Source organism: Saccharothrix ecbatanensis, assembly GCF_014205015.1.
GTDB lineage: Bacteria > Actinomycetota > Actinomycetes > Mycobacteriales > Pseudonocardiaceae > Actinosynnema > Actinosynnema ecbatanense.
This window is the reverse complement of record NZ_JACHMO010000001.1, coordinates 8,687,130-8,712,256: the sequence shown is the minus strand read 5'-3', so window position 1 is coordinate 8,712,256 and position 25,127 is coordinate 8,687,130. Positions and strand designations below refer to the sequence as shown.

25 protein-coding genes are annotated in these 25,127 nt (G+C 70.6%); 10 read left to right on the top strand and 15 right to left on the bottom strand.

Annotated features, from left to right (window positions below; genetic code table 11):
- Positions 1-70: 70 nt before the first annotated feature.
- Positions 71-1,345 carry a nicotinate phosphoribosyltransferase gene (locus F4560_RS38685; RefSeq protein ID WP_184928006.1) on the top strand — a complete coding sequence of 425 codons (1,275 nt, stop codon included), beginning with the start codon at positions 71-73 and terminating at the stop codon, positions 1,343-1,345.
- Between the two features lie 11 nt (positions 1,346-1,356).
- Entirely contained in the window at positions 1,357-1,926 is a 570-nt protein-coding gene (locus F4560_RS38680; RefSeq protein WP_184928005.1) for an isochorismatase family protein, read from the top strand.
- A gap of 120 nt (positions 1,927-2,046) precedes the next feature.
- Here the strand turns inward: F4560_RS38680 and F4560_RS38675 are convergent, their stop codons facing one another.
- The 4 genes from F4560_RS38675 to F4560_RS38660 all read right to left on the bottom strand — a co-directional run bounded on the left by F4560_RS38675 (position 2,047) and on the right by F4560_RS38660 (position 5,076).
- Complete coding sequence (locus tag F4560_RS38675) at positions 2,047-2,706, bottom strand: hypothetical protein (RefSeq protein WP_184928004.1); 660 nt, start codon at positions 2,704-2,706, stop codon at positions 2,047-2,049.
- 163 nt (positions 2,707-2,869) lie between these two features.
- On the bottom strand, positions 2,870-4,033 hold the full coding sequence (gene wecB, locus F4560_RS38670; protein WP_184928003.1) for a non-hydrolyzing UDP-N-acetylglucosamine 2-epimerase: 1,164 nt from the start codon (positions 4,031-4,033) through the stop codon (positions 2,870-2,872).
- Positions 4,034-4,131: 98 nt separating this feature from the next.
- The gene (locus F4560_RS38665; protein WP_184928002.1) at positions 4,132-4,299 is read right to left on the bottom strand and encodes an LAXTG motif-containing small protein; all 168 of its coding nucleotides are present in this window, start codon (positions 4,297-4,299) and stop codon (positions 4,132-4,134) included.
- A gap of 3 nt (positions 4,300-4,302) precedes the next feature.
- The gene (locus tag F4560_RS38660) at positions 4,303-5,076 is read right to left on the bottom strand and encodes a choice-of-anchor protein CoaP (RefSeq protein WP_184928001.1); all 774 of its coding nucleotides are present in this window, start codon (positions 5,074-5,076) and stop codon (positions 4,303-4,305) included.
- A 317-nt stretch (positions 5,077-5,393) separates the two neighbouring features.
- On the opposite strand from F4560_RS38660, the gene xrtP reads away from it, so the two are divergent.
- From xrtP to F4560_RS38640, 4 genes are all read left to right on the top strand, one after another.
- Positions 5,394-5,873 (top strand): exosortase P, encoded by a 480-nt coding sequence (gene xrtP, locus F4560_RS38655; protein WP_184928000.1) that lies wholly within the window; start codon positions 5,394-5,396, stop codon positions 5,871-5,873.
- 35 nt (positions 5,874-5,908) lie between these two features.
- Positions 5,909-7,267 (top strand): XrtP-associated glycosyltransferase, encoded by a 1,359-nt coding sequence (locus tag F4560_RS38650; protein ID WP_512700357.1) that lies wholly within the window; start codon positions 5,909-5,911, stop codon positions 7,265-7,267.
- Between the two features lie 450 nt (positions 7,268-7,717).
- The gene (locus tag F4560_RS38645; RefSeq protein WP_184927999.1) at positions 7,718-8,293 is read left to right on the top strand and encodes a biotin transporter BioY; all 576 of its coding nucleotides are present in this window, start codon (positions 7,718-7,720) and stop codon (positions 8,291-8,293) included.
- Between the two features lie 51 nt (positions 8,294-8,344).
- A complete protein-coding gene (locus tag F4560_RS38640; protein ID WP_184927998.1) occupies positions 8,345-10,372 on the top strand; it encodes an ATP-dependent DNA helicase in 2,028 nt (675 codons plus the stop codon).
- Here F4560_RS38640 and F4560_RS38635 read toward each other — a convergent pair.
- The 6 genes from F4560_RS38635 to F4560_RS38610 form a co-directional block, all read right to left on the bottom strand.
- Positions 10,369-11,778 (bottom strand): phospholipase D-like domain-containing protein, encoded by a 1,410-nt coding sequence (locus tag F4560_RS38635; RefSeq protein ID WP_312869729.1) that lies wholly within the window; start codon positions 11,776-11,778, stop codon positions 10,369-10,371. The two genes, F4560_RS38640 and F4560_RS38635, sit on opposite strands and share 4 nt — an antisense overlap.
- A 37-nt stretch (positions 11,779-11,815) precedes the next feature.
- A complete protein-coding gene (locus F4560_RS38630; RefSeq protein ID WP_312869728.1) occupies positions 11,816-12,514 on the bottom strand; it encodes a peptidyl-tRNA hydrolase in 699 nt (232 codons plus the stop codon).
- Entirely contained in the window at positions 12,511-13,728 is a 1,218-nt protein-coding gene (gene serB / locus F4560_RS38625; protein WP_184929642.1) for a phosphoserine phosphatase SerB, read from the bottom strand. The genes F4560_RS38630 and serB overlap by 4 nt, the downstream gene beginning before the upstream one ends.
- 130 nt (positions 13,729-13,858) lie before the next feature.
- A complete protein-coding gene (ctaD, locus tag F4560_RS38620) occupies positions 13,859-15,646 on the bottom strand; it encodes an aa3-type cytochrome oxidase subunit I (RefSeq protein WP_184927997.1) in 1,788 nt (595 codons plus the stop codon).
- A gap of 234 nt (positions 15,647-15,880) precedes the next feature.
- Positions 15,881-16,642 carry a hypothetical protein gene (locus F4560_RS38615; protein WP_184927996.1) on the bottom strand — a complete coding sequence of 254 codons (762 nt, stop codon included), beginning with the start codon at positions 16,640-16,642 and terminating at the stop codon, positions 15,881-15,883.
- 144 nt (positions 16,643-16,786) lie between these two features.
- Positions 16,787-17,518 (bottom strand): hypothetical protein, encoded by a 732-nt coding sequence (locus F4560_RS38610; RefSeq protein ID WP_184927995.1) that lies wholly within the window; start codon positions 17,516-17,518, stop codon positions 16,787-16,789.
- A 140-nt stretch (positions 17,519-17,658) separates the two neighbouring features.
- On the opposite strand from F4560_RS38610, the gene F4560_RS38605 reads away from it, so the two are divergent.
- From F4560_RS38605 to F4560_RS38590, 4 genes are read left to right on the top strand one after another with little or no spacing between them, the layout of a single operon-like run.
- Positions 17,659-18,417 (top strand): phosphotransferase, encoded by a 759-nt coding sequence (locus tag F4560_RS38605; protein ID WP_184927994.1) that lies wholly within the window; start codon positions 17,659-17,661, stop codon positions 18,415-18,417.
- A 31-nt stretch (positions 18,418-18,448) separates the two neighbouring features.
- Positions 18,449-19,117, top strand: a complete 669-nt coding sequence (locus F4560_RS38600) for a response regulator transcription factor (RefSeq protein ID WP_184927993.1) — start codon at positions 18,449-18,451, stop codon at positions 19,115-19,117.
- Positions 19,114-20,403 (top strand): HAMP domain-containing sensor histidine kinase, encoded by a 1,290-nt coding sequence (locus F4560_RS38595; RefSeq protein WP_184927992.1) that lies wholly within the window; start codon positions 19,114-19,116, stop codon positions 20,401-20,403. Before F4560_RS38600 ends, F4560_RS38595 begins: the two co-directional genes overlap by 4 nt.
- Entirely contained in the window at positions 20,396-21,025 is a 630-nt protein-coding gene (locus F4560_RS38590; RefSeq protein WP_184927991.1) for an HD domain-containing protein, read from the top strand. Before F4560_RS38595 ends, F4560_RS38590 begins: the two co-directional genes overlap by 8 nt.
- Here the strand turns inward: F4560_RS38590 and F4560_RS38585 are convergent.
- From F4560_RS38585 to F4560_RS38565, 5 genes are read right to left on the bottom strand one after another with little or no spacing between them, the layout of a single operon-like run.
- The gene (locus F4560_RS38585; protein WP_184927990.1) at positions 21,000-21,572 is read right to left on the bottom strand and encodes a 1,2-dihydroxy-3-keto-5-methylthiopentene dioxygenase; all 573 of its coding nucleotides are present in this window, start codon (positions 21,570-21,572) and stop codon (positions 21,000-21,002) included. The genes F4560_RS38590 and F4560_RS38585 overlap by 26 nt on opposite strands.
- Positions 21,573-21,577: 5 nt before the next feature.
- Entirely contained in the window at positions 21,578-22,162 is a 585-nt protein-coding gene (gene mtnB, locus F4560_RS38580; RefSeq protein ID WP_184927989.1) for a methylthioribulose 1-phosphate dehydratase, read from the bottom strand.
- A complete protein-coding gene (gene mtnC / locus F4560_RS38575; RefSeq protein ID WP_184927988.1) occupies positions 22,159-22,824 on the bottom strand; it encodes an acireductone synthase in 666 nt (221 codons plus the stop codon). Before mtnC ends, mtnB begins: the two co-directional genes overlap by 4 nt.
- Positions 22,821-23,825, bottom strand: coding sequence for a s-methyl-5-thioribose-1-phosphate isomerase (locus tag F4560_RS38570; protein WP_184927987.1), 1,005 nt, complete (start codon positions 23,823-23,825; stop codon positions 22,821-22,823). The genes mtnC and F4560_RS38570 overlap by 4 nt, the downstream gene beginning before the upstream one ends.
- The gene (locus tag F4560_RS38565) at positions 23,825-24,949 is read right to left on the bottom strand and encodes an acyl-CoA dehydrogenase family protein (protein WP_184927986.1); all 1,125 of its coding nucleotides are present in this window, start codon (positions 24,947-24,949) and stop codon (positions 23,825-23,827) included. Before F4560_RS38565 ends, F4560_RS38570 begins: the two co-directional genes overlap by 1 nt.
- Between the last annotated feature and the right edge of the window lie 178 nt (positions 24,950-25,127).

Here is a 25,127-nt window from a genome sequence, read left to right as displayed (position 1 = left end):
ATGGTGTCATGTTCCGCTCGGCGGTGGAGCCCTCAGGTCCACCTGTGCGCACCGCTTAGGCTCTGCTCCCATGTCGACGTCGCTGTTCACCGACCACTACGAGTTGACGATGCTGGCCGCGGCACTGCGCGACGGCACCGCCGAGCGACCGTGCGTGTTCGAGGTATTCGCCCGGCGGCTGCCGGAGGGCAGGCGGTACGGGGTGGTCGCGGGCACCGGCAGGTTGTTGGACGCGATCGCCGACTTCACGTTCACCGAGCGTGACCTGGAGCTGCTGGAACGCACGAACGTGGTGGACGAGGCCACGCTGTCGTGGCTCGCGGACTACACGTTCACCGGGGACGTGGACGGCTACCCGGAGGGTGAGCTGTACTTCCCGGGCTCGCCGATCCTGTCCGTGCGCGCGCCGTTCGGCGTGGGTGTGGTGCTGGAGACGCTGGCGTTGTCGATCCTCAACCACGACAGCGCGATCGCGTCGGCGGCGGCTCGGATGGTGGGCGCCGCCAACGGCCGGCGGATGATCGAGATGGGGTCGCGCCGGACGCACGAGGAGTCGGCGGTGGCGGCGGCCCGTGCCGCGTTCCTGGCGGGCTTCACGGCGACGTCGAACCTGGAGGCGGCACGGCGGCACGGCATCCCGACCGCCGGGACGTGCGCGCACGCGTTCACGCTGCTGCACGACACCGAGGAGTCGGCGTTCCGGTCGCAGATCGAGACGTTGGGCGTGGACACGACCCTCCTGGTCGACACCTACGACATCACGAACGGCATCAAGACGGCCGTGCAGGTCGCTGGGCCCTCGCTGGGCTCGGTGCGGATCGACTCCGGTGACCTGGGCGTGCTGGCCCGGCAGGCGCGGGACCAGCTGGACTCGTTGGGTGCGCGGAACACCCGGATCGTGGTGTCCGGCGACCTGGACGAGTACTCGATCGCGATGCTGCGGGCCGAGCCCGTCGACGCGTACGGCGTGGGCACGTCACTCGTCACGGGGTCCGGCGCGCCGACCGCGGGCATGGTCTACAAGCTGGTCGAGGTGGACGGGCGTCCGGTGGCCAAGCGCAGCTCGCACAAGGAGTCGCGGGGTGGGCGCAAGGCGTCGCTGCGGCGGCACAAGGAGACCGGGACGGCGTTGGAGGAGGTCGTGTTCCCGCACGCCTCCGAGCCCGAGATGGGCGCGCACGACCGGCTGCTCGCGGTGCCGCTGATCCGTGGCGGCCGACGCGTGGACGGCTTGGACACGCTGGCGGAGAGCCGGGAACGACTTCGTGCCGCCCTCGTGACCGTGCCGTGGGAAGGTCTGAAGTTGTCCCGCGGCGAGCCCGCGATTCCGACGACGTTCCTGTGAAGGGGGCTCCGATGAGCAAGGCGCTGATCGTGGTGGACGTGCAGAACGACTTCTGCGAGGGCGGTTCGCTGGCGGTCACGGGTGGTGCGGCCGTGGCGGCGGCGATCTCGGCGCACGTCGCTTCGTCGTCGTACGACCACGTCGTGGCCACCCGTGACTACCACGTGGACCCCGGGTCGCACTTCAGCGAGACGCCGGACTTCGTGGACTCGTGGCCGGTGCACTGCGTGGCGGGGACGGCCGGGGCGTCGTTCCACCCGGAGTTGGACGTCACGGCGGTGGAGGCGGTGTTCTCCAAGGGCGCCTACGCGGCGGCGTACTCGGGGTTCGAGGGTGCGTCGGGTGCGGGCGAGTCGCTGGAGGACTGGCTGCGGGAGCGCGGGGTGGAGCAGGTGGACGTGGTGGGCATCGCCACCGACCACTGCGTGCGGGCGACCGCGTTGGACGCCGCGTCGGCCGGGTTCACGACGACCGTGCTGCTGGACCTGACTGCGGGTGTGGGGCAGGGGTCCGTGGACGGCGCGTTGACGCGGCTGGGCGAGGCGGGCGTGACGCTGACCGGGACGCCGCACGTCGGCTGACCTACCGCGTTGGGGCACACCGGATCGGTTCGGTGTGCCCCGACGCGCGTTCTGAGCGTTGAATTCGGGGGTTCTGAACGTAGGACTCACGCGTTCTGAACGTAGGACTCTCGCGGGGTGTTAAGGGGTTGGGGAGCAGGCGGTGGTGCCGAGGGCCACCTCGCCGGTGATGGTGGACGCCTCGGTGAAGCGGATGCGCAGCATGGTGATGGCGATGCTGCCGTCGTTCGGCTCGGGCAGGATCGTCTCGCCGAAGGTGGCGTTGGCCAGCACCGTGCCGTCGGACTTGGTGATCGGGTGCACGTGGTTCGCCGGGATCTGCTCGGGCAGGCCGGCGAAGCCGCGCAGGCCGCCGATCGACCAGCCCGCGTTCGTGCCGGACTCGGTGCCCGTGCAGGTGACCTTCCAGTTCGCCACCCGCAGCCGGGGACCGCCGAGGGACACCAGCGCGGACAGCTCGAAGTCGGAGCCGTTCGCCTCGGACGTCGTGGTGGTCGTGCCGTTCGCCTGGTCCACGACCGCCGTGCTGCACGTGGACGTGCCGGCGCCGAACCGGACGCCCGTGCGCACCACCGCCTCGGACTGGTTGGACGTCGGCCCTTCCACCGCGCACGACGCCAGCGGCGGCACGCTGATCTGCGTGCCGGCCTTGGTGAACGCGGCCGAACCGACCGACGCGACGCCCGCCGGGTTCGCCGCCCACGCGGGCGGTGCGATGACCAGGCCGAGCACGAGCGCCGCTGTCAGCGCCCCGAACCGGCGCGCTCGGATCTGCTTCATGGTGTTGCCCTTCCGCTTTCCCCCAGGGACTTTCGAACTCGGCCTCCAGGAACTACCGAACTCCGTGCGCGCGCGCGACGATCTCGCCCGCACGTCACCCGCAAGAGGAAAGACCTATACCCGGTCGAGTGACGGATGACGGTGTGCGCTCAGCACGGAATCCTCAGCACGGAATCCTCAGCGGCAGCGACGCGGTGGAGAAATCGCTCGGCAGGCCGACCAGTCGTTCCAGCGCGCCGCGCACCCTGGACGCGGCGGACCCGTCACCGAACGGGTTGCGCCCCAGCGGCAGGCGCAACCGGGAGCCGAGCACCCAGCCGGCCTCCGCGATGATCCGGATCGGGTCGGTGCCGACCAGCCACGCGCAGCCCGCGTCCACCGCGGCCATCCGCTCGGTCGTGTCACGCAGCACCAGGACCGGCACGCCGAACGACGGCGCCTCCTCCTGGATGCCACCCGAATCGGTGAGCACCAGCGCGGCCCGGCGCAGCGCGCGCACCAGGTCCGAGTAGTCCAACGGCTCCGTCACCACGATCCGGTCGTGCCCGCCGAGCACGTCATGCGCCATCGCACGGACCGCCGGGTTCGGGTGCGCGGGCAGCAGCACGCGCACGTCCGGGTGCCGGTCGGCGATCGCCCGCACCGAACGCAGCACGCGTTCCAGCGGCTCGCCCCACGACTCGCGCCGGTGCGCGGTGACCAGCACCAGGCGTTCGGACCGCTCGTCGAGCACGCGTTCGAGCAGCGCCAGGTCCGGGTCGCGGGCGGGCCGGTCGGCGAGGGCGATCCGCTCCACGGCGTCGACCACGGTGTTGCCGGTGACCACGATCTCGCGGTCCGGCAGGTCCTCGCCGACGAGCGCGGCGGCGGCGTCGTCGGTCGGCGCGAGGTGCAGCGTGGCGATCCGGGCGATCATCTGCCGGGTGCCCTCCTCCGGGAACGGTCCCGCGAGGTCGCCGGTGCGCAGGCCGGCTTCGAGGTGCGCCACCGGGATGCCGCGCCAGAACGCGGCGAGCGCGCCGGCCAGCGCGGTGGTCGTGTCGCCCTGCACGAGGACGACGGCCGGGTCACGCTTGCGCAGCACCCGGTCGAACTCCGGCACGAGTCGGGCCATCAGCTCGGCCTGGCTGCCGGAGGCGCGCGGCACGTCCAACTCGACATCCGCGACCAAGCCGAACGCGCGCAACGCCTGCCCGACCACGGCCGAGTGCTGTCCACTGTGGACGATCACCGGTCTGAGCACCGGGTGGTCGGCCAGCGCCAGCGCCACCGGTGCGATCTTCACCGCCTCGGGTCGGGTGCCCGCAAGCAGCACGACTTCCTTCACCTTGCTCCCTTCGTGCGAAACGAACTCGGGTGACTTCAGGGGGGTGGCGGTGCCCCGGTACACGACTGGGGGTCGGCGCGCGCCGGGGCACACGCCCGCTACTCGTCGGCTATGGCTCGTCGCCTGCGGACCGAGTGGGTGAGGAACAGGCCGGACACGAGGAGCACCACGCCGGCCACCACCCACCAAGTGACGCCGGCGCCGGTGGCCGCCAACGAGCCGAGTCCGGTGCCGACCGCGACGCCGCTGCCGGGGACCTTGTACATGCCTCAGACCGCCCGGAGGTCGTGCCGGCGGCGGAGGGCCACTGCGGCGACGGGGATGCCGAACAGGGCGAGCAGGCCGAGTCCGATCCACAGCCCCTCGCCGGAGGCCATCGGGATCGGCAGACCGGCCGGGCCGCAGGTGGCGGAAGACACCACCAGGTCGCCCGTGCCGATGGAGCCGAGGACACCGCCGAGGAGGGTGATGTGGATGGCGTTGACCGTCAGGCTGCCGTCCGCGTTGCGGATCTGCTCGTTGAAGACGATCTTCGCGATGTCCACGCCGAGGAGGTCGACGTCCACGGTGGTGTTGGGCGCGGGCTCGGTGTCGACCGTGCCCAGTCGGCCGAGGTCCAGCCCGACCAGTTTCGACTTGCCGGTGACGCCGGTCTGGGTGGCGTCGCACTCGGCTTCGACCAGTTCGGCCGACACACCGCCGGTGATCGACTGGAGCAGGTCCAGCCGCACGTCGGCGGTGCTCGCTCTGGAGTGCACGCCGCCGGTGTCGTCGTTCCTGGACGCGGACGCGTTGATCACGCCGGTCCGGAGGATGTCCGGCAGGTCCACGCCGACGAACGTGTTGGACGTGGGTCCGTTGGCGTCGGCGGCGGCGAACGGCCCGGCCGACACGGCGTCACTGCCCAGCAGTGACAGGTCGAGCTTCACGCCGTAGGCCGAGGCGTCTCCGGGTGCCGCCGAGGCAGGCGCGGCGCCGACCACCAGCGCCGCGACGGCTACCAACCCGGCCACGGCGGCGCGACGCGTCATTCGCACACGCATGGAGCTCCTTTCTCGAAACGTTATTTGTTCAGCAATTGCTCCTATCGGCGTTCCACCCGTCGGGTTAAGGGTTACTGACCGTAAAGAGGGACGGCGTCCACTCGAATCGCCGAACTGCCACCACCGAACGTGGGTCAACCGCCCGAAAACACGGGCAGGCGTCACTCGATCCGGGGGTGAAGTTCGCTCTGTGATCCTCCGATGACCTCCAAGCAGCCCTATCGGGCGATCCCCGATCGATAGCGAGCTCGACCAACTCGAACGAAAGGACCCGTTCAGTGGCGTGTGCCGTGCCCCGCACCGAACCTCTCAATCGGGTGATCGTCATCGCACTGATCGCGGCCGCGGCCGGGCTCGTGCTGGCGCACCGGGCCTACCGGACGGCCGAGATCGTGCTGTCCGGGCTGCTGCTCGACGTGCTCGGCTCGGACGGCGTGGAGGTCGTCGCGTCGCGGCAGACCGTGTACTTCGGGCTCGGCACGGACAGCCCGCTCGGCCTGCGGATGACGCCGGAGTGCACGTCGGCGTTCCTCGTGCTGCCGCTGCTGCTGGTGGGCGCGGTGATGATCGCGTTGCGGCCCCGGATCACGCGGCGGGTGCTGGTCGCGCTGGCGGTGGGTGGGCTCGCGGTGGTCGTGGTCAACCAGTTCCGGGTGTTGACGCTGGTCGGGCTGGTCAAGTGGCTCGGCGTGGACACCGGCTACTACTGGGGGCACACGCTGCTCGGCTCGATGGTCAGCGTGTTCGGTGGCGCTGCCGCGCTCGTCGCGTTCGTGTGGTTGGCGACGCGCAGGTGAGGCGCGCCGACGTACTCCTCGCCGCGGAGGCGCCGTTGAACTTCGACGTCCTGCTGGGGTTCACCCAGGCGTTGGCGCTGACGATGAGCGTGGCGTTCGTGACGTACGTGTTCCTCATCGTCGTCCCGTACCTGCGGCACAAGCCGCGGCCTGTCGGTCGGCCCGAGGCGTTCGAGTGGCACTTCCTGGTGCCGTGCCGGGACGAGGAAGCGGTCATCGGTGACACGGTCGGGTACCTGCGGGCCTCGTTCCCCAGTGCGCACGTGTGGGTCATAGACGACGACTCCGACGACGGCACGGTGGCGGTGGTGCGCGGGTTCCATGGCGACCCGAACATCCACCTCGTGCGGCGGCACCGGCCGCATGCGCGCACCGGCAAGGGTGACGCGCTGAACGACGCTTACCGGACGTTGAAGCTGTGGATGGGTCGGCACGCCGATGCCGATCGCGCCGTGATCGTGGTGGTGGACGCCGACGGACGGCCCGCGCCCAACTGCCTGGAGGTGTGCGCGGCGGACCACCTGTTTGGTGACGCCACGATCGGCGCGGTGCAGGTGGACGTGCGGATGGTGAACGCGGGGGTGCGGCAGGAGGGCGTGTCGCGGTGGCGGCGGTTCTTCGGCGGACTGCTGGTGCGGATGCAGGACCTGGAGTTCCGGACCGCGATCGCGGCGATCCAGCTGTCACGAGGGGTGACCGGCACGATCTCGATGGGTGGCAACGGGCAGTTCACGCGGTTGTCGGCGCTCGACTCCATCGCGGGGCGGGTTGGGCAGCCGTGGCGTGGGTCGTTGTTGGAGGACTTCGAGCTTGGCGTGCACCTGTTGACTGCTGGGTGGCGGACCGGGTTCACGATGGACACGCACGTGCACCAGGAGGGGTTGTACAGCTTGCGCAGGTTCCTCGCGCAGCGCACCCGGTGGGGGCAGGGAACCATGCAGTGCATGCGTTATGTGCGGCGGATCTGGGCGTCGCCGCACCTGTCGACGTTGGGTGCGGCGGAGATGATGTACTACCTGGCCCAGCCGTGGATGCAACTGCTCGGGACGCTCATCTACCCCATCCCGCTGATCCTGCTAGCGCACCGGGCCACCACTTCGCCCACTGAGGTGTGGGCGTGGTTCATCGACGGCGCCTGGATCCTGTTCACTGTATACGGAATCTTCGGCCTCCTGCCGTTCGTGCTGTGGGGCCCGGTATACAGAATGCGGTGCCACCCCTCGTTGGGCCTGTGGCGGGCCTTCGGCTACGGCTTTGTGTATGCAATCTACATTTATACGTTCTACATCACGTCGTGGCGAGCAGTCATCCGCTTGGCGCGCGGGCGCAACGGCTGGACGAAGACCCGCCGGAACACCGAACGGATCACACCCAAAGTCGCCCTCGACCGCTGACTTCGCACCAACGTCGCCGAATCGCACGGACATCGCACGAACACGAACACCGCACGGCGAGGGCTTGCGCGGAACTCTGGCGCGGCGTCGGCCGGCTTCACGCGAGGTCGGCCCGGCTTCACGCGAGGTCGGCCCGGCTCCGGGGTTGGGGTCGGCCAGGCCCCAGCACGATGTTCGCGCGGCTCCGGGGTGGGGTCGGCCCGGCCCCAGCGCGATGTTCGAGCGGCTCCGGTGTGGGGTCGGCCCGGCCCCAGCGCGATGTTCGAGCGGCTCCGGTGTGACGTCGGTGCGGTTCCGGTGTAGGTCGGGGGGGGGTTCCGGCGGGGCTCTGGCGTGCGGCCGGCCCGGCTCTCGCGTGACGTGCCCAACTTTGTAGAGGTTCGACAAAGACCGGACCGGTGATCGGCGGTTAACCTCCGGGAGAAGTCGATCCTCTGGGAGGTCCCACAAGTGTCCGTCCTCGCCGTTCCCGGCCGCCGCGCGGTGCTCGCCGACCTGGTACCTGGCGCCCTCGCGCGTGACATCGCCCTGGTCGTCGCGGGCGCCGGGCTGACCGGGCTGGCCGCCCAGGTCGCGCTCCCCATCCCGGGCAGCCCCGTGCCGCTCACCGGCCAGACGTTCGCCGCCCTGCTGGTGGGCGCCGCCCTCGGGTGGCAGCGCGGCGGCGCCTCGATGGTGCTCTACCTGATCGCCGGAGTCGCCGGCGTCCCGTGGTTCCAGGGCGGTTCGTCGGGCATGCCCGCGTCGCTCGGGTACGTGGTCGGGTTCGTGTTCGCCGCCGCGATGGTCGGCCACCTGGCCGCGCGGGGCGGTGACCGGACGCCGTTCCGCACCGTCGGCACGATGGCGTTGGGCAACCTGGCGATCTACGCCTGCGGTGTGCCGTGGCTGATGGCCGCTGCCGGGGTCGGGTTCGGCAAGGCGCTGCAACTGGGCGTGACGCCGTTCCTGCTCGGTGACGCGCTGAAGATCGCCCTCGCCGCGGGGCTCCTCCCGGCCGCTTGGGCTCTGATCAACCGCAAGTAAGCACGAGAGTCCCGGCCCGGGTTGACGGTGTGGGCGGGTACGGTCTTCGCCGTGCCCGCCACCACCGCCATCCCCGACACCCGGACGTTGCTCGCCGTTGCCGTGGAGGCGGTGGGCGGAGCCGAACGTCAGGGTCAGGTGGACATGGCCGAGGCCGTCGAACGGTCGATCCGGACGGGCGAGCACCTGGCCGTCCAGGCGGGCACCGGAACCGGCAAGTCGCTGGCGTACCTGGTGCCGGCCCTGCGGCACGCGGTGGCCGAGGAGTCCACGGTCGTCATCTCCACCGCCACGATCGCCCTGCAACGCCAGCTGGTGGACCGCGATCTGCCGAGGCTGGCCAAGGCGTTGACCAAGGTGTTGGGCCGCGAACCGCGGTTCGCCATCCTCAAGGGCCGCCGCAACTACCTCTGCATGCACCGCCTGCACACCGGCGCTCCGGACGAGCCGGAGGACGCGGGCCTGTTCGACCCGTTCGCCGTGTCCAAGATGGGCCGCGAGATCAAGCGCCTGCACGAGTGGTCGTCCGACACCGAGACCGGTGACCGCGACGAACTCGTGCCCGGCGTCACGGACCAGGCGTGGCGGCAGGTCTCGGTGACGGCGCGCGAGTGCCTGGGCGTGAACAAGTGCCCGATCGGCGTCGACTGCTTCGCGGAGAAGGCACGGGCCGTCGCCGGCAAGGCGGACGTCGTGGTGACCAACCACGCGATGCTCGCCGTGGACGCGCTGGAGGGCTACCAGGTCCTGCCCGACCACGACGTGGTGGTGATCGACGAGGCGCACGACCTGGTCGACCGGGTGACGTCGGTGGCGACCGAGGAGCTGAGCGCGTCCCTCGTCTCCACGGCCGCGCGGCGGTGCGGACGGCTCATCGACCAGAGCGTGGCCGACCGGATGGCCGAGGCGAGCGACGGTCTGGCGATGATCCTGGAGGACATGCCGGTCGGTCGGCTCGACAGCCTGCCGCAGGCGTTGGCCGGTGCTTTGCGTGCGACGAAGGACGCGGCGCACGCGTGCATCAGCTCGTTGGGGCCGGAGCGCAAGGAGGACGTGGACGGCGCCACGTCCCGCAAGCTCGCGCTGTCGCTGCTGGACGAGGTGCACGACTGCGCGGCGCGGATCCTGGGCGCGTTCGACGAGGACCACGACGTGGTGTGGGTGTCGGGCGACTTCGCGGACCGGAACAAGGCGCCGTCGCTGCGGGTGGCGCCGTTGGGGGTCGGCGGGCTGCTGCGGGAGCGGCTGTTCGGGAAGCGGACCACGGTGCTGACGTCGGCGACGCTGACGTTGGGCGGCACGTTCGACACGTTGGCGCGGCAGTGGGGGCTGCCGGCGGCGTCCGGTGCGACGAAGGCGGAGGGGACGGCGACCGACAAGGAGCCGCCGTCGGACACGAGCGGGCCGCGGTGGAGCGGGCTGGACGTCGGGTCGCCGTTCGAGCACGGGAGCGCCGGGATCCTTTACGTGGCACGGCACTTGCCACCGCCGGGGCGTGACGGGCTACCACCGTCCTATGTGGACGAGATCGAGGGTCTGGTGAACGCGGCCGGTGGTCGCACGCTGGGGCTGTTCTCGTCGATGCGCGCGGCGAAGGCGGCGGCGGAGGCGTTGCGGGGCAAGGTGAGCTACCCCGTGCTGTGCCAGGGTGACGACGCCACGGGGCAGTTGGTGAAGCGGTTCGCCGAGGACGCGGAGACGTGCCTGTTCGGGACGTTGTCGCTGTGGCAGGGCGTGGACGTGCCGGGGCCGGCGCTGTCGCTGGTGGTGATGGACCGCATCCCGTTCCCGCGCCCGGACGACCCGCTGGCGTCGGCGCGGCAGAAGGCGGTGGAGTCGAGGGGCGGCAACGGTTTCCTCACCGTGGCGGCGACCCATGCGGCTCTGCTGCTGGCCCAGGGCGCCGGGCGGCTGTTGAGGTCGATGAACGACAAGGGCGTGGTGGCCGTCCTCGACCCCCGTCTGGCGACGGCGCGTTACGGCGGGTTCCTGCGGGCGTCGCTGCCGCCGTTCTGGACGACGTACGACCCGGAGATCGTGAAGGCGGCGCTGAAACGCCTCGACGCGGCCAACAACTAGCCGTCCACCAGGAGGCCGCGCAGGGGGCCTTGCAGACGGCCGGCTCGGCGGGAGACGCCGGGCAGGGCGGTGACGCGGTGTCGATCGGGTGACTTCACGGTGGGGCGCCAGAGGTTGTCGACCACGTCGTGCGCCGGCCCGGAAACGTCCGGGATCGGGCGCTGGAGGTGTTCGGACCACAGGCGCAGGCGGGTGTCGCGGATGATCCCGGGATCGTCGGTCACCACGTTGACCTCGGTGTCGTTGAACAGCGAGTGCTCGTTCAGGTTGGCCGAGCCGATGGTCAGCCAGCGGTCGTCCACGATCGCCAGTTTGGCGTGCACGTAGACCGACGAGGACGTTTCGCCGTCGTGCGAGGACAGGGTTGCGGCGATCAGGTGGTGGCGGCCGTCGTCGGCGTCCAGCAACCGGCCCAACTGGCCGCGCGTGGTGTCGGCGCCGTTGGTCGGCTTGCGCGGCAGGACCAGGACGACGCGGAACCTCGGGTCCGGCGGGGTGCGCAGCTTCTCGATCAGGACCTCGGTGACCTCAGGAGACCACAGGAACTGGTTCTCCACGTAGACCAGCCGTGCAGCCGAACGCAGCGCCCGCAGGTACGAGTCGAGCAGGCTGAACTCGCCACGCTCAGCGAACTTGTAGGTGCGCTCCGGGATCGTCCGCACGAGCTGCGCCGACGACGAGCCGACAGGCGCCGGAGGCGTCACCTCAGGCAGGGACTCCCCCGCGATCTCCTGCCACCGCTGCCGGAAGTGCTCGGCGACGTCCGCGACGATCGGACCTTCGAGCCGCGTGCCCAAGTCGTGCCAGCCCAACGGTTCCCGAGGCGGGTGGGACGCGGAGTCGTGCCGGTCCCCCTCCACCGCGGTCATGTCCATCCCGCCGACGAACGCCACCTCGTCGTCCACCACCACGATCTTCTCGTGATGGCAGTGGAACGTCCGCTCCCGCCCGTCCAGCACGCACTTCACCGCGCTGTCGCGCACGAAATCCGCCCGCGCCTCCGTCACCCGCCGGCGGGTCGGCTCGAACAATGGCAGCGGCGGGCCGGCCCACAGCAGCACCCGAACCGGCACGCGATCCGCCGCGGACGCCAACAACTCGCGCAACGTCGGCGAGCCGGCCGAACGGGTCAGGCGGAAGTCGGGGCTGGCGCACCACCCGGCGATGTACACGGACCTCCGCGCCGACGAAATGGCCGACGCGATCGCGGGCAGCAGCTCGTGCCCATCGATCAACACCTCGATCCGGTTGCCGGCACGCACCGGCCGGCTGGGCGTCCACCAGCCCGTGGACGCGGAGAACACCGAGCCCCACCCCAGCTTGTGCAGCCTCCGGGCGTGGTGCGCGCACATCAGGCTCTCCAGCCCGTCGCCGAGCTTGGCGTCCAGCACGTCCAACAGGCCCACGCCGGGGATGGTTACCGCAAACCGGGCATCCGAAACGTCAGGGCCTGTTGACGGCCACCGTGGCGGTGCCAGGGGCGACCTCGGTGAACCCGGCGTCCCGCACCATCACGACGCCCGGCCGTGCCACGAGAGCGTCCCACGCGGTTTTGGCCGGTGTGCGGACCGCGCACCGGTAGTCCAGCGCCGCCCACGCCTTCAGCTCGGTCTCGGTCAGGTGCGGCGCGAGCAGCATCGACGCGTGGCCGACCTGGGCCGCCGTCTTGCCCGCCGTCATCTCGACGCGCGGGTTCAGCCACAGCTCGTACGCGCCGGCGGGCACCGGACCGGGCTCGTCCGGTGGCAGCTCGCTGCCCGAGATCTGCAACCGGCTCAGCTCCTTGGGCAGGTCCACGACCCGCCCCGGCACGAACGCCCGCACCGACGCGTCGCCCACGGTGATCGTCACGCCCGGCAACGCCTGCACGGCCTCCCAGTGCGCGCCCCGTGCCCGCCGCGTCACCTTCCGGATCCGCCCGTGCACCCACGCCACCAGCTCGTCGTGCCACTCCCCCTCGGGCTCGGCGCGCTCGTCCAGGCAGACCGCGATCGCCGCGGCGGCAGCGGCCTCCAGCAGGGCGGTCCGGGACGGCGGCGCGGACCGCTCGATCCGCAGCACCACCGGCATCGCCCGCACCGACTCCGGGTCTTCCGGGTCCCGGAACGTCCGGTCGACCAGCAGCCGCAGGATCGGGTTCACAGCCGGTTCAGCTCCAGCCCGTCCGCGGCGTCGGCGGCTTCCACCTCGGCCCTCGTCACGCCGAGCACGAACAGCACCGCGTCCAGGAACGGGTGTGACAACGCGGTGTCCGCGACCTCGCGCAACGCCGGCTTGGCGTTGAACGCGATGCCCAGACCGGCCGCGCCGAGCATGTCGATGTCGTTCGCGCCGTCGCCGACCGCCACGGTCTGCGCCAGCGTGATCCCCTGCTCGTCCGCGAACCGCCGCAACGCCACCGCCTTGGCCGCCCGGTCGACCACCTCGCCGACGACCCGGCCGGTCAGCTTCCCGTCCACGACCTCCAGCTCGTTGGCCGCGCAGAAGTCCAGCTCGAGGTCGTCCACCAGGCGCTGGATGACGCGGGTGAAGCCGCCGGACACGACACCGCAGCGGAACCCGAGCCGCTTCAACGTGCGGATGGTGGTCCGGGCGCCGGGCGTCAGCTCCAGCGACTCCGCGACCTCGTCCAGCACCGACTCGTCCAGGCCCTCCAGCAGCGCCACCCGCCGCCGCAGCGACTCGGTGAAGTCCAGCTCGCCCCGCATCGCCAGGTCGGTGATCTCCTTGACCTGCGGCTCCACCCCGACGTGCGCGGCCAGCATCTCGATCACCTCGCCCTGGATCAGCGTGGAGTCGACGTCGAACACCACCAGCCGCTTCGCCCGCCTGGTCAGCCCGGCCCGCTCCACCGCGATGTCCAGCCCGCCGCGCACCGACACCTCGGCCAACGCCGACCGCAGCTGCGCATCACTCTCCGGCGTGTCGTCCGCCACGGAAACCCGCAGCTCAAGGCCGGTGACGGGGTAGTCGGCCACGCCCCGGATCGCGTCGATGTTCACGCCGAGCGACGCCAGCCGCCGGGCCACCTCGGTGAACGCGCGGGCGGTCACCGGGCGGCCGAGCAGGATCAGCACGTGGCTGGACTCCAGCCGCGCGGTGCGCTTCGAATCGGCGCCGATCTCCACCTCGACGTGCATGGACACCGTCGCCATGGCCTGCTCGACGGACTCCTGCAACCCCTCCGGGTCGTGCTGGGCGGCGACGAGCACGCCGAGCACCAGCCGGCCGCGGATCACGACCTGCTCGACGTCGAGGATCTCCACGCCGTGCCGGGTGAGCACCGCGAACAGCACCGAGGACACCCCCGGCTTGTCCGGTCCGGTGACCGTGATCAGGACGGGTGTGGCGCTGATCTTGATCCCACTGGGCTTGGTCACTGATGGCTCCTATGCCAGACAGCGGCGAGCCCCGGCGACCTCGGCCGAGGGGATCGGACGCTGGTCGTCGGGGCTCGTCGTTGAACCTGTGCTCAGGTTACAAGCGTTACTTGTGGTCGCCCTCGGTGTGCTCCGAGGCTGTGCCGGACTGCACAGCGGCGGCGGCCAGCTCGGACGGCGCGGGCTTGGCGTCCTCGTGCGCGATCGCCTTGCCGGTGAACGTCACGTGCGCCTCGCTGTGCAGCCGCTCGATCATGTGCGGGTAGTGCAGCTCGAACGCCGGGCGGGCCGAGCGGATGCGCGGCAGCTCGGTGAAGTTGTGCCGCGGCGGCGGGCAGGACGTGGCCCACTCCAGCGAGTTGCCGAAGCCCCACGGGTCGTCGACCTTGACCGTCTCGCCGTAGCGGTAGCTCTTGAAGATGTTCCAGATGAACGGCAGCGTGGACGCGCCCAGGATGTACGCGCCGATCGTGGAGATCGTGTTCAGCGTGGTGAAGCCGTCGCTGGCCAGGTAGTCCGCGTACCGGCGCGGCATGCCCTCGTTGCCCAGCCAGTGCTGCACCAGGAACGTGGCGTGGAAGCCGAGGAACGTGGTCCAGAAGTGGAGCTTGCCCAAGGGCTCGTCCAGCATCCGGCCGGTGATCTTCGGGAACCAGAAGTAGATGCCCGCGAAGGTGGCGAACACGATCGTGCCGTACAGCACGTAGTGGAAGTGCGCGACCACGAAGTACGTGTCGGAGACGTGGAAGTCGATCGCCGGCGCGGCCAGCAGGATGCCGGACAGACCGCCGAAGAGGAACGTGACGATGAAGCCGATGCTGAACAGCATCGGGGTCTCGAACGTCAACTGCCCCTTCCACATCGTGCCGATCCAGTTGAAGAACTTGATACCGGTCGGCACCGCGATCAGGAACGTCATGAACGCGAAGAACGGCAGCAGCACCGCGCCGGTGGCGTACATGTGGTGCGCCCACACGGCCACGGACAGCGCCGCGATGCCCAGCGTCGCGTAGACCAGGCCGTTGTAGCCGAAGATCGGCTTGCGGCTGAACACCGGGAAGATCTCCGAGACGATGCCGAAGAACGGCAAGGCGACGATGTAGACCTCGGGGTGTCCGAAGAACCAGAAGAGGTGCTGCCACAGGATCACGCCGCCGTTGGCGGGGTCGAACACGTGGGCGCCGAGGTGGCGGTCCGCCAGCAGGCCGAACAGCGCGGCGGTCAAGATCGGGAACGCCAGCAGCACCAGCACGGACGTCACCAGGATGTTCCAGGTGAAGATCGGCATCCGGAACATGGTCATGCCGGGCGCCCGCAGGCAGACCACGGTGGTGATCATGTTGACCGCGCCGAGGATGGTGCCGAGACCACCGACGATCAGACCGGAGATCCACAGGTCGGCGCCGACGCCGGGCGAGTGGATGGCGTTCGACAGCGGGGTGTAGGCGAACCAGCCGAAGTCGGCCGCGCCACCCGGCGTGAGGAAGCCCGCCATCACGATCAGGCCGCCGAACAGGTACAGCCAGTACGAGAACGCGTTGAGCCGCGGGAACGCGACGTCCGGCGAGCCGATCTGGAGCGGCAGGACGAAGTTGGCGAAGCCGAACACGATGGGGGTCGCGTAGAGCAGCAGCATCACCGTGCCGTGCATGGTGAACAGCTGGTTGAACTGCTCCTGCGACAGGAACTGCATACCCGGGCGTGCCAGTTCGGTCCTCATCAGCATGGCCATCGCGCCGCCGACCATGAAGAAGGCGAACGACGTGATCAGGTACATGATGCCGATTTGCTTGTGGTCCGTGGTGCGGAACATCCGCAGCAGGAACGAACCCTTGACCGCGTCGCGAGTCCCGAAGGGCCGCGTTGCGATCGGCTGCGGGGCTACGGCCGTCACGGTGCCTCCTGCACTGTCTGGTTCTGGCATTGCCGGTGGGTGGCGCCGCCGGCTCATCGGATCGTAGACGGGGGTGTCGCGGGCCTCTGCGCTGGGCTGCTCCCTGGATCAAGCCAGGTAGCGCAGGTCACACACACCGAGGGCCGCCCCCGCTGGTTGCGGAGGCGGCCCTCGGTGTGGTGCCGGGTCCTACGTCGGGTCACCGGGCGGGATTCCCGGGTCGGTCGACGTCGGTCAGCGGCGCAGCAGGCCGCGCAGCTTCGGCGACGCCACGAACGCGGCGCCTGCGGCCACCAGGGCCAGGCCGACGATCAGCATCCAGCCGCCGTTGAAGCCGGTGCTGGCGAGCTCGTCGTCACCGGGACCGGCCACTGCGCCGGCTTCCGTGGTGGTGGTCGTCGCGGGGGCTTCCGTCGTGGTGACGGGAGCCGTGGTGGAGGGTGCGGTGGTGGTCGTAACGCCGGGCGCGTCCGTCGTCGTGGTGGTCACCGGGGTGGACGGCGTGGTGGTGGTCACCGGGGTGGACGGGGTCGTGGTGACCGAGTCGTCCTTCTCCACGCAGAAGAACCAGTGGCTGATGTCCGCCGGAGCGCCGCTGGAGTTGTTCGGCGCGACCAGCTTCTCCCAGTTCAGCTCGCCGAGCTTCTCAGCGGTGTAGACGTTGGAGTCGTTGCTGCCCTTGACGACGACACCGGTCACGGTGTAGCCCTCAAGGCCGCCCGTGATGGTGATCGACCGCAGGCCGTCCGCGGTGTGGGGCAGCGTCGTCTTCGTGGAGCCGTCCGGCAGGTCGCCGTCCATCGCGGTGCCGGTCAGACCGGCCGTCGCGCAGACGTTCGGGTGGTCCCATTCGAGGTTCCCCTCGACGATGACCGCGCGAGGGTCGGGCTCGACGGGGGTCGGCGTCGCCGAGGCTGTGCCGCCCAGGAGGAGACCACCGGTGGTGACGACAAGCAGCGTCGCTGCTCCGAACAGGCGGCGGGGGTTCATGCGCATGGGTGCTGCTCCGCAGGGGTCGAGGGCTGACCGATGGATCGAACCGCATCGGCCATCCCTCTATCGAGGTAGCCCATTCGTATGAAACGGGTTGCCGCCCGATCGTTACGCACCGGTGATGTGGAGCGTCTCTCCCCTTCGGACTCAGCGACGCAGTCGGTTGCGGAGCTTCGACGCCAGAAGTGCGCCCACACCGGCCAGGACCAGGGCCGACCCTCCAATGAGGAGCCACAGGTTGTTGACACCGGTGGCGGCGAGTTCGTCATCCGAGCCGACAACGGCGGGAGCGGGCTTCTTCGTCGTGGTCGTGGTGGCGGCCGGCCCGGTCGTCGTGGTCGTGCCCGGCACGGTCGTGGTCGTCACGCCGGGAGTCGTCGTGGTCGTGCCCGGCACCGTCGTGGTCGTCCCGGGCACGGTCGTGGTCGTCGTGGTCGTGGTGGTCGTCGTCGTGGGAACGTCCACACAGACGAACCAGTGGCTGATCTCCGCGGGCTTCTTGCCGCTCTCGTTCAGCGGCGAGTGCAGGTCGAGCCAGGGCAGCGCACCGAGATTGCCGGCCGGGTAGACGTTGTAGGCGGGGCCGCCCTTGACGATGACCCCGGTGACCACGCCGTCGGGATGGGCGCCGGTGATGTCGATGAAGGTGCCATCACTGGTGTACGTGCCCTCGGGCATCACCGACTCGTTGCCGGGAAGGCCCAGCTCATCGCATGCGTCACCGGGTTGACCGATGTCGATGTTGCCGGCGTGCGCGGTGGCGCGCGGGTCTCCGGACTCGGGCGGCGGCTGGGCCGACGCCCCGGAAGCCAGCACACCCACCGCGACCATGGCCAACAGGAGGGCTTTTCCGAACAGAGTGCGAGATGCCGTGCGCATGGACGCTCCCATCCGACTCGATGAACCATTCAGCCGATCAGCAGATCCGCCGAATGGACTATCGGCTTGTTCCTGTTTGGACAGTGCACTTCGATACCAATCCGTTATGACACGTCCGGGTGGAATGTCAGGATGTAGGCGTGGAAACGGCCGCTGTGCTGCGCGAAGTCCGGGTGTTGGCCAGCCGCTTGGGTTTGCCGGGCGACGACCCCGAGGTGCTGAAGGACGGCTACAACCTGCTCGTGCGACTTCGACCGGCCCCGGTGGTGGCACGGGTGGCCACGGTGACGGCGTTGGTGCGTGCCGACGTTCTCGGGAACTTCCGCCGGGCCGACGAACTGAGCCGGTTCCTCGCCGGGCGCGGGGTTCCCGTGGTGGAGCCGTACGGACCGGAGCCGGTGCGCCACGCGGGTCTGGTGGTCGCGTTCGCCCGGCACGTCGAGCACGATCCGGACCGGCGGCCGGACCGGGTGTCGTTCGCGGCGATGCTGGCCGAGTTGCACGCCGAACTGCGACACTTCCCGGGACAACTGCCCGAGATGGGACCTTTGTCCGATTTGGACGCGGCACTGTCGCTGTTGGGACGGCCGGCGGAGCTGATCGCGGCACGGGACGCGGTGGCCGCACGATGGCCGGACGAGCCGACGCAGCCCCTGCACGGTGACTCGCACGCCCGCAACGTCCTGATCACCCCGAACGGTCCGGTGTGGAACGACTTCGAGGACGCCTGGCACGGCCCGGTCGGGTGGGACGTGGCGTGCGCGAACAGCCTGTTCGACAAGCCGATCACCTACCCGGCGGGCGACCTGGCGTTCTGGCTGGAGCTGCGCGCGCTGTACGGAAAGTGCTGGACGCGGGTCCGCGACCTTTACCGAACCCGAACGTCCTCGCGGCCCTGATCGCGACTCCTCCCGTGCCACGATTCGCGGCGTGCGAGGACTCGTGCTGGTCGTGGAGGACGAACGGGCCATCGCCGACCTGGTCGGCCTCTACCTGCGGCGGGATGGGTTCGGGGTGCACGTGGAGGCGGACGGGCACGCGGCGTTGGCGGCGGTGCGGCGGCTGAAGCCGGTGGCGGTGCTGCTGGACGTCGGCCTGCCCGGACTGGACGGCGTCGAGGTGTGCCGGGCGATGCGCGCGGCGGGTGACTGGACGCCGGTCCTCTTTGTGACCGCACGCGATGACGAGGTGGACCGGGTGCTCGGGCTGGAGCTGGGCGCGGACGACTACGTGACCAAGCCGTTCAGCCCGCGTGAGCTGGTGGCCCGCGTCCGCACCGTGCTGCGGAGGTCGTCACCGCAGGTCAACCCGGTTCATGTGGTCGGGGACGTGCGGCTGGACGGCGACCGGCGGCGGGTGTGGGTCGGTGACGTCGAGGTGGGGCTGACGTCGACCGAGTTCGACCTGTTGGCGCACCTGATGCGGCAGCCGGGGCGGGTGTTCGCGCGAGAGCAGCTGTTGAGCGCGGTGTGGGGTTACGCGGCGGCGGCGGGCACGCGGACGGTGGACGTGCACGTCGCGCAGTTGCGGGCGAAGCTCGGTGACGGCAGTCCGATTCGGACCGTGCGCGGGGTCGGCTACTCAGCTGAGGCGACGTGAAGCGCACGAGTCTGGCGTTCCGGATCACCGCGCTGTGCCTGGCCGTTGCCGGGGTCGCGGTGGTGGTGGCCGGTCTGGTGTCGGCCCGGTTGGTGCTCACGTCGTCCCGCGAGGTGATGCGCGAGGCGTTGGCGGACCAGGCGGACGTGGTGGCCGAGCAGGTCGGCGAGACGGGCCGGGTCGGTCGGTTGCGGGTGGTCGAGGTGTTGCGGGGGCAGGGCATCGCGGTGGTGCTGATCGGCCCGGACGGTGGTCTGGCCGGTGATCCGCGGGCGGTGCGCGCGGTGCGGGCGGCCGGCACGACGTCCGGCACGGTCGGCACCCGGCTGGTGGAGGTCCGGTCCGGTGTCGCGCTCGTGCAGGAGACCGCGACCGGTGACGGGCCGGGGCGGAAGCTGTTGCGCAACATCACGTTCGCGTTGGGTGTCGGGCTGGTGGTGGCGGCGTTGGCCGGGTTGTTGCTCGGCAAGCTGGTCGCCCGCCCGCTGCGGCAGACGGCGGCCGTCGCACGGACGATGAGCGGTGGACGGCGGGATCTGCGGGCGCCCGAGCACGGTCCCGCGGAGGTAGCCGAGGTTGGTGGAGCGGTGAACGCGCTGACCGAGGCGTTGGCACGCAGTGAGGCCAGGCAGCGGGAGTTCCTGCTGTCCGTGTCGCACGAGCTGCGCACGCCGTTGACGGCGGTGACCGGGTTCGCCGAATCGCTGGCCGACGGGGTGGTGACCGGGCCGGACGTGCCGGCGGTGGGCCGGACCATCCAGCAGGAGGCGCACCGGCTCGACCGGCTGGTCACCGACCTGCTGGACCTGGCCCGGCTGGGCGCGGACGACTTCCGGGTCGACCTCGCGCCGGTCGACCTGACCGAACTCGTCTCCAGTGCCGCCGAGGTGTGGCGGGCCCGGTGCACTGCGAAGGGTGTCGAGTTCCGCCTCGAACTGCCGCCGCACCCGACCGTCCGCACCACCGACGCCCGCCGACTGCGGCAGGTGTTGGACGGGCTGCTGGAGAACGCGCTGCGCCTCACACCCGCCGGTCGGCCGGTGGTGCTGTCGCTCGGCGACGTGCTGCAAGTGCGGGACGGCGGCCCGGGGCTGTCCGAAGAGGACTACCGGGTGGCGTTCCGGAAGGGGGCGCTGCACGCGAAGTACGAGCGGTCGCGGCCGGTCGGCACGGGCGTCGGGTTGGCGTTGGTGCACGGTCTCGTGACCAGACTCGGTGGCACGATCGAGGCCGGTCCCGCGCCCGAGGGCGGCGCGGCTTTCACGGTGAGGTTGCCGCATGGGTGAACAGGCTGGGCGTGAGCTGGGGGCCAGGTGGCACGAGGCGGTCCGGGAGCTGGGCGGCGCGCACGACGCCGGCGACCTCGCGGACCGTTACGCCGAGTCGCACCGCGGCTACCACAACACCGACCACGTGCTGGCCGTAGTCCGAGACGTGAACGTCCTCGCGGAAGCCGACGACCGCACCGCGCGTGAACGAGCCGTTCTGACGCTCGCCGCGTTGGCCCACGACGTCGTCTACGACGGCAAGCCGGGTGACGACGAGCGCCGCAGCGCCGACTGGGTCCGCGAACGGCTCGCCGGTCTCCCCGAGGCGGACGAAGTGGCCCGGCTGGTGCTGGCCACGGTGAACCACGCGTCGGACGACCCGCTGACGTGCCTGCTCCTGGACGCCGACCTGGCCATCCTCGGCTCCGATCCGGCCACCTACGAGCGTTACCGGACCGCCGTGCGCACCGAGTACGCGCACGTCCCGGACGACGCGTGGCGGGTCGGCCGGGCGAAAGTCCTGCGCACCCTCGCCGAGCGCGACCCGCTGTACGTCACGCCGCACGCGCGTGAACGGTGGGAGGCAAGCGCCAAGGCCAACCTCGCCGCCGAGATCAGCTCGCTCGGTGACCCGCCGTGAGCACGTCGAACGTCGGGAACGACCGGGCGATCTCGCTGCCGGTGAAGTTGCCGACCCAGCCGTCGTCGTCGTGGAAGAACCGGATCGACACGTAGTCCGGCCGGGTGCCCATGTCGAACCAGTGCGTGGTGTTCGCGGGCACGCTCAGCAGGTCGCCCGCCTCGCACAGGATCGCGTAGACCCGTTCCCTGACGTGCAGGTAGAACACCCCGGAGCCGCGCGCGAAGTACCGGTCCTCGTCGTCGTCGTGGGTGTGCTCGGCGAGGAACTTCAGCCGCGCCTGTCCGGCCGACTCCAGCCACTCCGGGTCGTCCGACGGGGTCATCTCCATCGCGTCGACCAGGATGTAGCCCTCGGTCTCCGTGACGCGGGCAACCTGCTCGGCGTACACCTCCAGCGCGTTCTCGCTGGTCACACCGGGTACGACCGGCCACTGCTCGTACCGGACGCCCAGCTGCTTCAGCTCCACGGCGATCTCGGCGGGGTCGGCGGTGCGCACCACCACGGTCTCCGGGTCGGTGTCCGGCCACACGGTCAGCAACGTCATCGCGCCTACCTCCTGCGAGTTTCGGCTTTGAAGCGCAACAGCCACTCCAGGCACTCCAGCCGGTGCCGGGCCTGGTGCAGGTCGTCACCCCACACGTACACCCCGTGCCGGGCCACTATCAAGGCCGGGACGTCCGCGCGGAAGTCGGCTTCGAACGCGTCACCGAGCACCCGCATGTCCTGGCTGTTCGGCACGACCGGGATCAGGACGGTCTCGTGCGCCTGCCGCCCGAAGCCCTTCAGCATCTCCAGGTCGCTCAGTTCGACGCCGTCCGGCCAGTACTCGGCCGCGATCACCGGGGCGAGGGCGTGCACGTGAACCACAGCGCCCGCGCCCGCCACCGCCGCGATCCGCCCGTGCAGGCCCGCTTCGGCCGACGGCACGCGCACCGGGTCGTCCGTACGGCCGTCGGCGTCGATGATCACGACGTCGTCGGGCGTGAGTTCGCCCTTGTCCTTGCCGCTGACCGTAACCGCGAGCCGCAGCGGGTCGCGGTCCACGACCACGGACAGGTTGCCCGACGTGCCGCGCATCCAGCCCATCGCGGTGTACCGGGCGCACTCCGCGGCCAGCGCCTCACCCGGCGTCACAGGGCGTCGACCGTCCGGTGTGGACCGAAGTCCGCGTCGCCGTAGGGCTCGCCGGGGCGTGCGACGCCGACCGTCTGCCAGCCCGCCTCGACGGCGGCGTCCAGTTCCGCGGGGACGTCCGAGTAGAACGTGATGTCACCGGAGTCGAGCACGGACGCGATCTTCAGGTACGACCCGGCCTCGCGCTTCGGGCCCGCGTTGACGGTGTCGAAGTGGTACTCGAACAACGACGTCAGGTCGCCGTCCGTGGTGTGCGCGAAGAACGCCACCTGGCCGGCCACCGAGCCCGACGAGAACACCGCCAGGTTCTTGCCCTCGTCGTGCCACTTGCGCAGGGCGGGCACCACGTCCGGGAAGAACTCGGCGACCAGGTCACCCTGGGCGTAACCCTGCTGCCAGATCAAGCCCTGCAACGTCTTCAGCGGGGTGACCTTCTGGTCGGCGTCCATCCAGCCGTGCAGGACGCGCACCAGCTCGCCCGTGCCACCGTCCACACCGGACAGTTCACGGATCTGCGCGACGGCCTCGACCACGGCCGGGTCGTCCGGGTGCTCGTCGATCCACGGGCCGAGCCGCGGTCGCGCGTAGCCGTACAGCGTGACCAGGACCTGGTCGGTGGCGCTGAGCGTGCCCTCGATGTCCAGCACAACCCACTCACTCATGGACGTTCCTCAACGTAGTAATCAGCCAGGCCGTGCGGAGCGTACGCACCGCGGTCGGTCACCACTTTCGTCACGAACCGCGGCGGCGTGATGTCGAAAGCCGGGTACAGGCCGCGCGCCCGTTCGGTGGCCGTGCGGCGGCCCAGGGTGTGCAGCACGTCGTCGCCCGGCCGGTACTCGATCGGCACGTCGGCGGCGGTGGGCGCGAGCCGGTCCGGCGCCTGCACCATGGCCAGGAACGGCACGTCGAACGCGTGCGCGGCGATCGCCAGGCCGAGCGTGCCGACCTTGTTGACCACGTGCCCGTCCATGGTGACGCGGTCGGCGGCGGTGAGCAGCACGTCGACATCACCGGTCGACATGACGGCCGCGCCCATGCCGTCGGTGATGAGGGTCGTGTCGACGCCCATCTCCCCCAGCGTTTCCGCGGTCAGGCGAGCGCCCTGGAGGTACGGGCGGGTCTCCGTGCAGACGAATCGCAAACGCTTGCCCATGCCTTGAGCTGCGGTGACGGTCTCGGTCAGGTAGAGGTCGGCCCAGCAGTGCGTGAGCACCGCGCCCTCGTCCGGCAGCAGCTTGGCGGTGTGTTCGCCGAGCTTGCGGCTGCGCGTCCGGTACCGCTCGTCCCCCGCCTTCGCGCCCTTGAGCGCTCCGGCTTCGAGGTCGTCGTCCTCGTCCACTCCGGCAAGCACTGCGGCGACGGCCTTGCCCAGGTGGTTGTTGGTGCGGCGGGTGGCGATCAGCAGCTGTCCGGCCTGGTCAAGGTAGGCGCGGGCTTCGGCACGCGGCAGACCGCGGGCCTCCCGGGCGGCCAGCACCATGCCCCACAGCGCGGCGAAGTACGGGCCGGAGGACTGCGTGACCATGTCCTCGATGGCCTTGGCGACCTCGGCGACCGTGCCGCAGCGCACCCACGTCTTCTCGAACGGGAAGTTCCGCCGGTCCAGGATGTGCACGCCGTCGTCTTCGAGGCGCACGCTGCGTGCGAGCAACGGCTCCATCAGCTGTACCCGGTGTACGGGGCGTGCTCGCCGGTGAGGAAGTACGCGCCGACCTCGCGGGCCTTGTACGAGACCGGGTCGTGGAGGGTGAGCGTGCGGGCGTTGCGCCAGAACCGGTCGAACGCGTACCCACCCGCCGTGGCGCGGGCCCCGCACAGCTCGAACACCCGGCTGGTGGTCTGGTTGGCCACCTTCGTGGCGACGACCTTGGCGGACGAGATGGCGGCGGCGGTCTCGGCGCGTTCGTTCCTGGTCAGGTCGGCGCCGCGTTCGGAGGCTTGGCGCAGCTTGTCCGAGGCGTGGTCGGCGAGGAAGCCGGCGGCCTGCGTCTCGGACACCAGCTCGCCGTAGGTGCCCAGGATGTACGGGTCCGCGGTGGCCTTGTCGACGCCGCTGAGGAACCACGGGCGGGTGGTCGTGCGGGTGTACTGGGCGGCTTCGGCCAGCGCGCCCTCGGCCATCGCCACGTACAGCTGGGCGAGCACGAGCTGGAAACCGAGGCCGGCGAGGGAGAGGCGCGGGCTGGTGTCGTCGTGCGCGCCGAGCACCTGGTCAGCGGGCACGTGGACGTGGTCGAACACCACTCCGCCGCTGGCCGTGAGGCGTTGGCCGATGTTGTCCCAGTCGCCCGCGTAGGTGATGCCGTCGGCCTTCGCGTCGAGCGTGAACGTGATCTTGTCGGCGGTCTCGGTGTGGGTGGCGCTGACAACGAGCCGGTCGGCCACCGAGGCGCCGGTGGCGAACGTCTTGCGCCCGGTGACCTCGAACCCGCCGTCGACGGACCGCAGCTCAAGCGCCGCGTCGAGGGGGTTGCTGACCCCTGCCCAGAAGATGTCGTCGCCCACCGGCACGGACACGCTGTCGAACAGCCCGCTGCGCCAGACCTGGAGGTAGTGGTAGCCGAGCAGGTGCCCGACGTTGGCGTCGGCCGCGCCGACCACCCGGGTGACCGCCTGCTGCGTCGCCCAGTCACCGATCGCCAGCACACCGGACCGTCGCAGCGCGTCGACCTCGGCCACCGGCTCCGCACCGCGCCGATCCCGCTCCGCCGCGTCCACCCGCAACGCCGTGGCCAGTTCCTCGGCGACGGTCAGCCACTTCTGCCGACCATCGGTGCTCGTCATGCCACGCCTCCCACTCGTCCGCGCTCCAGCAGGCGAGCCTAATCGCCGGCGAGCGCGCAGAACTGAGCGTTCCGCCACATGGGAGCCGTGCGGCTCGACCAGGGCAGCACGCCGGCGTGGCCTCTTGGGCGTACTTGCCCCCGCCGGAGATCGATACGCTCGGGACATCCGGTGGGAG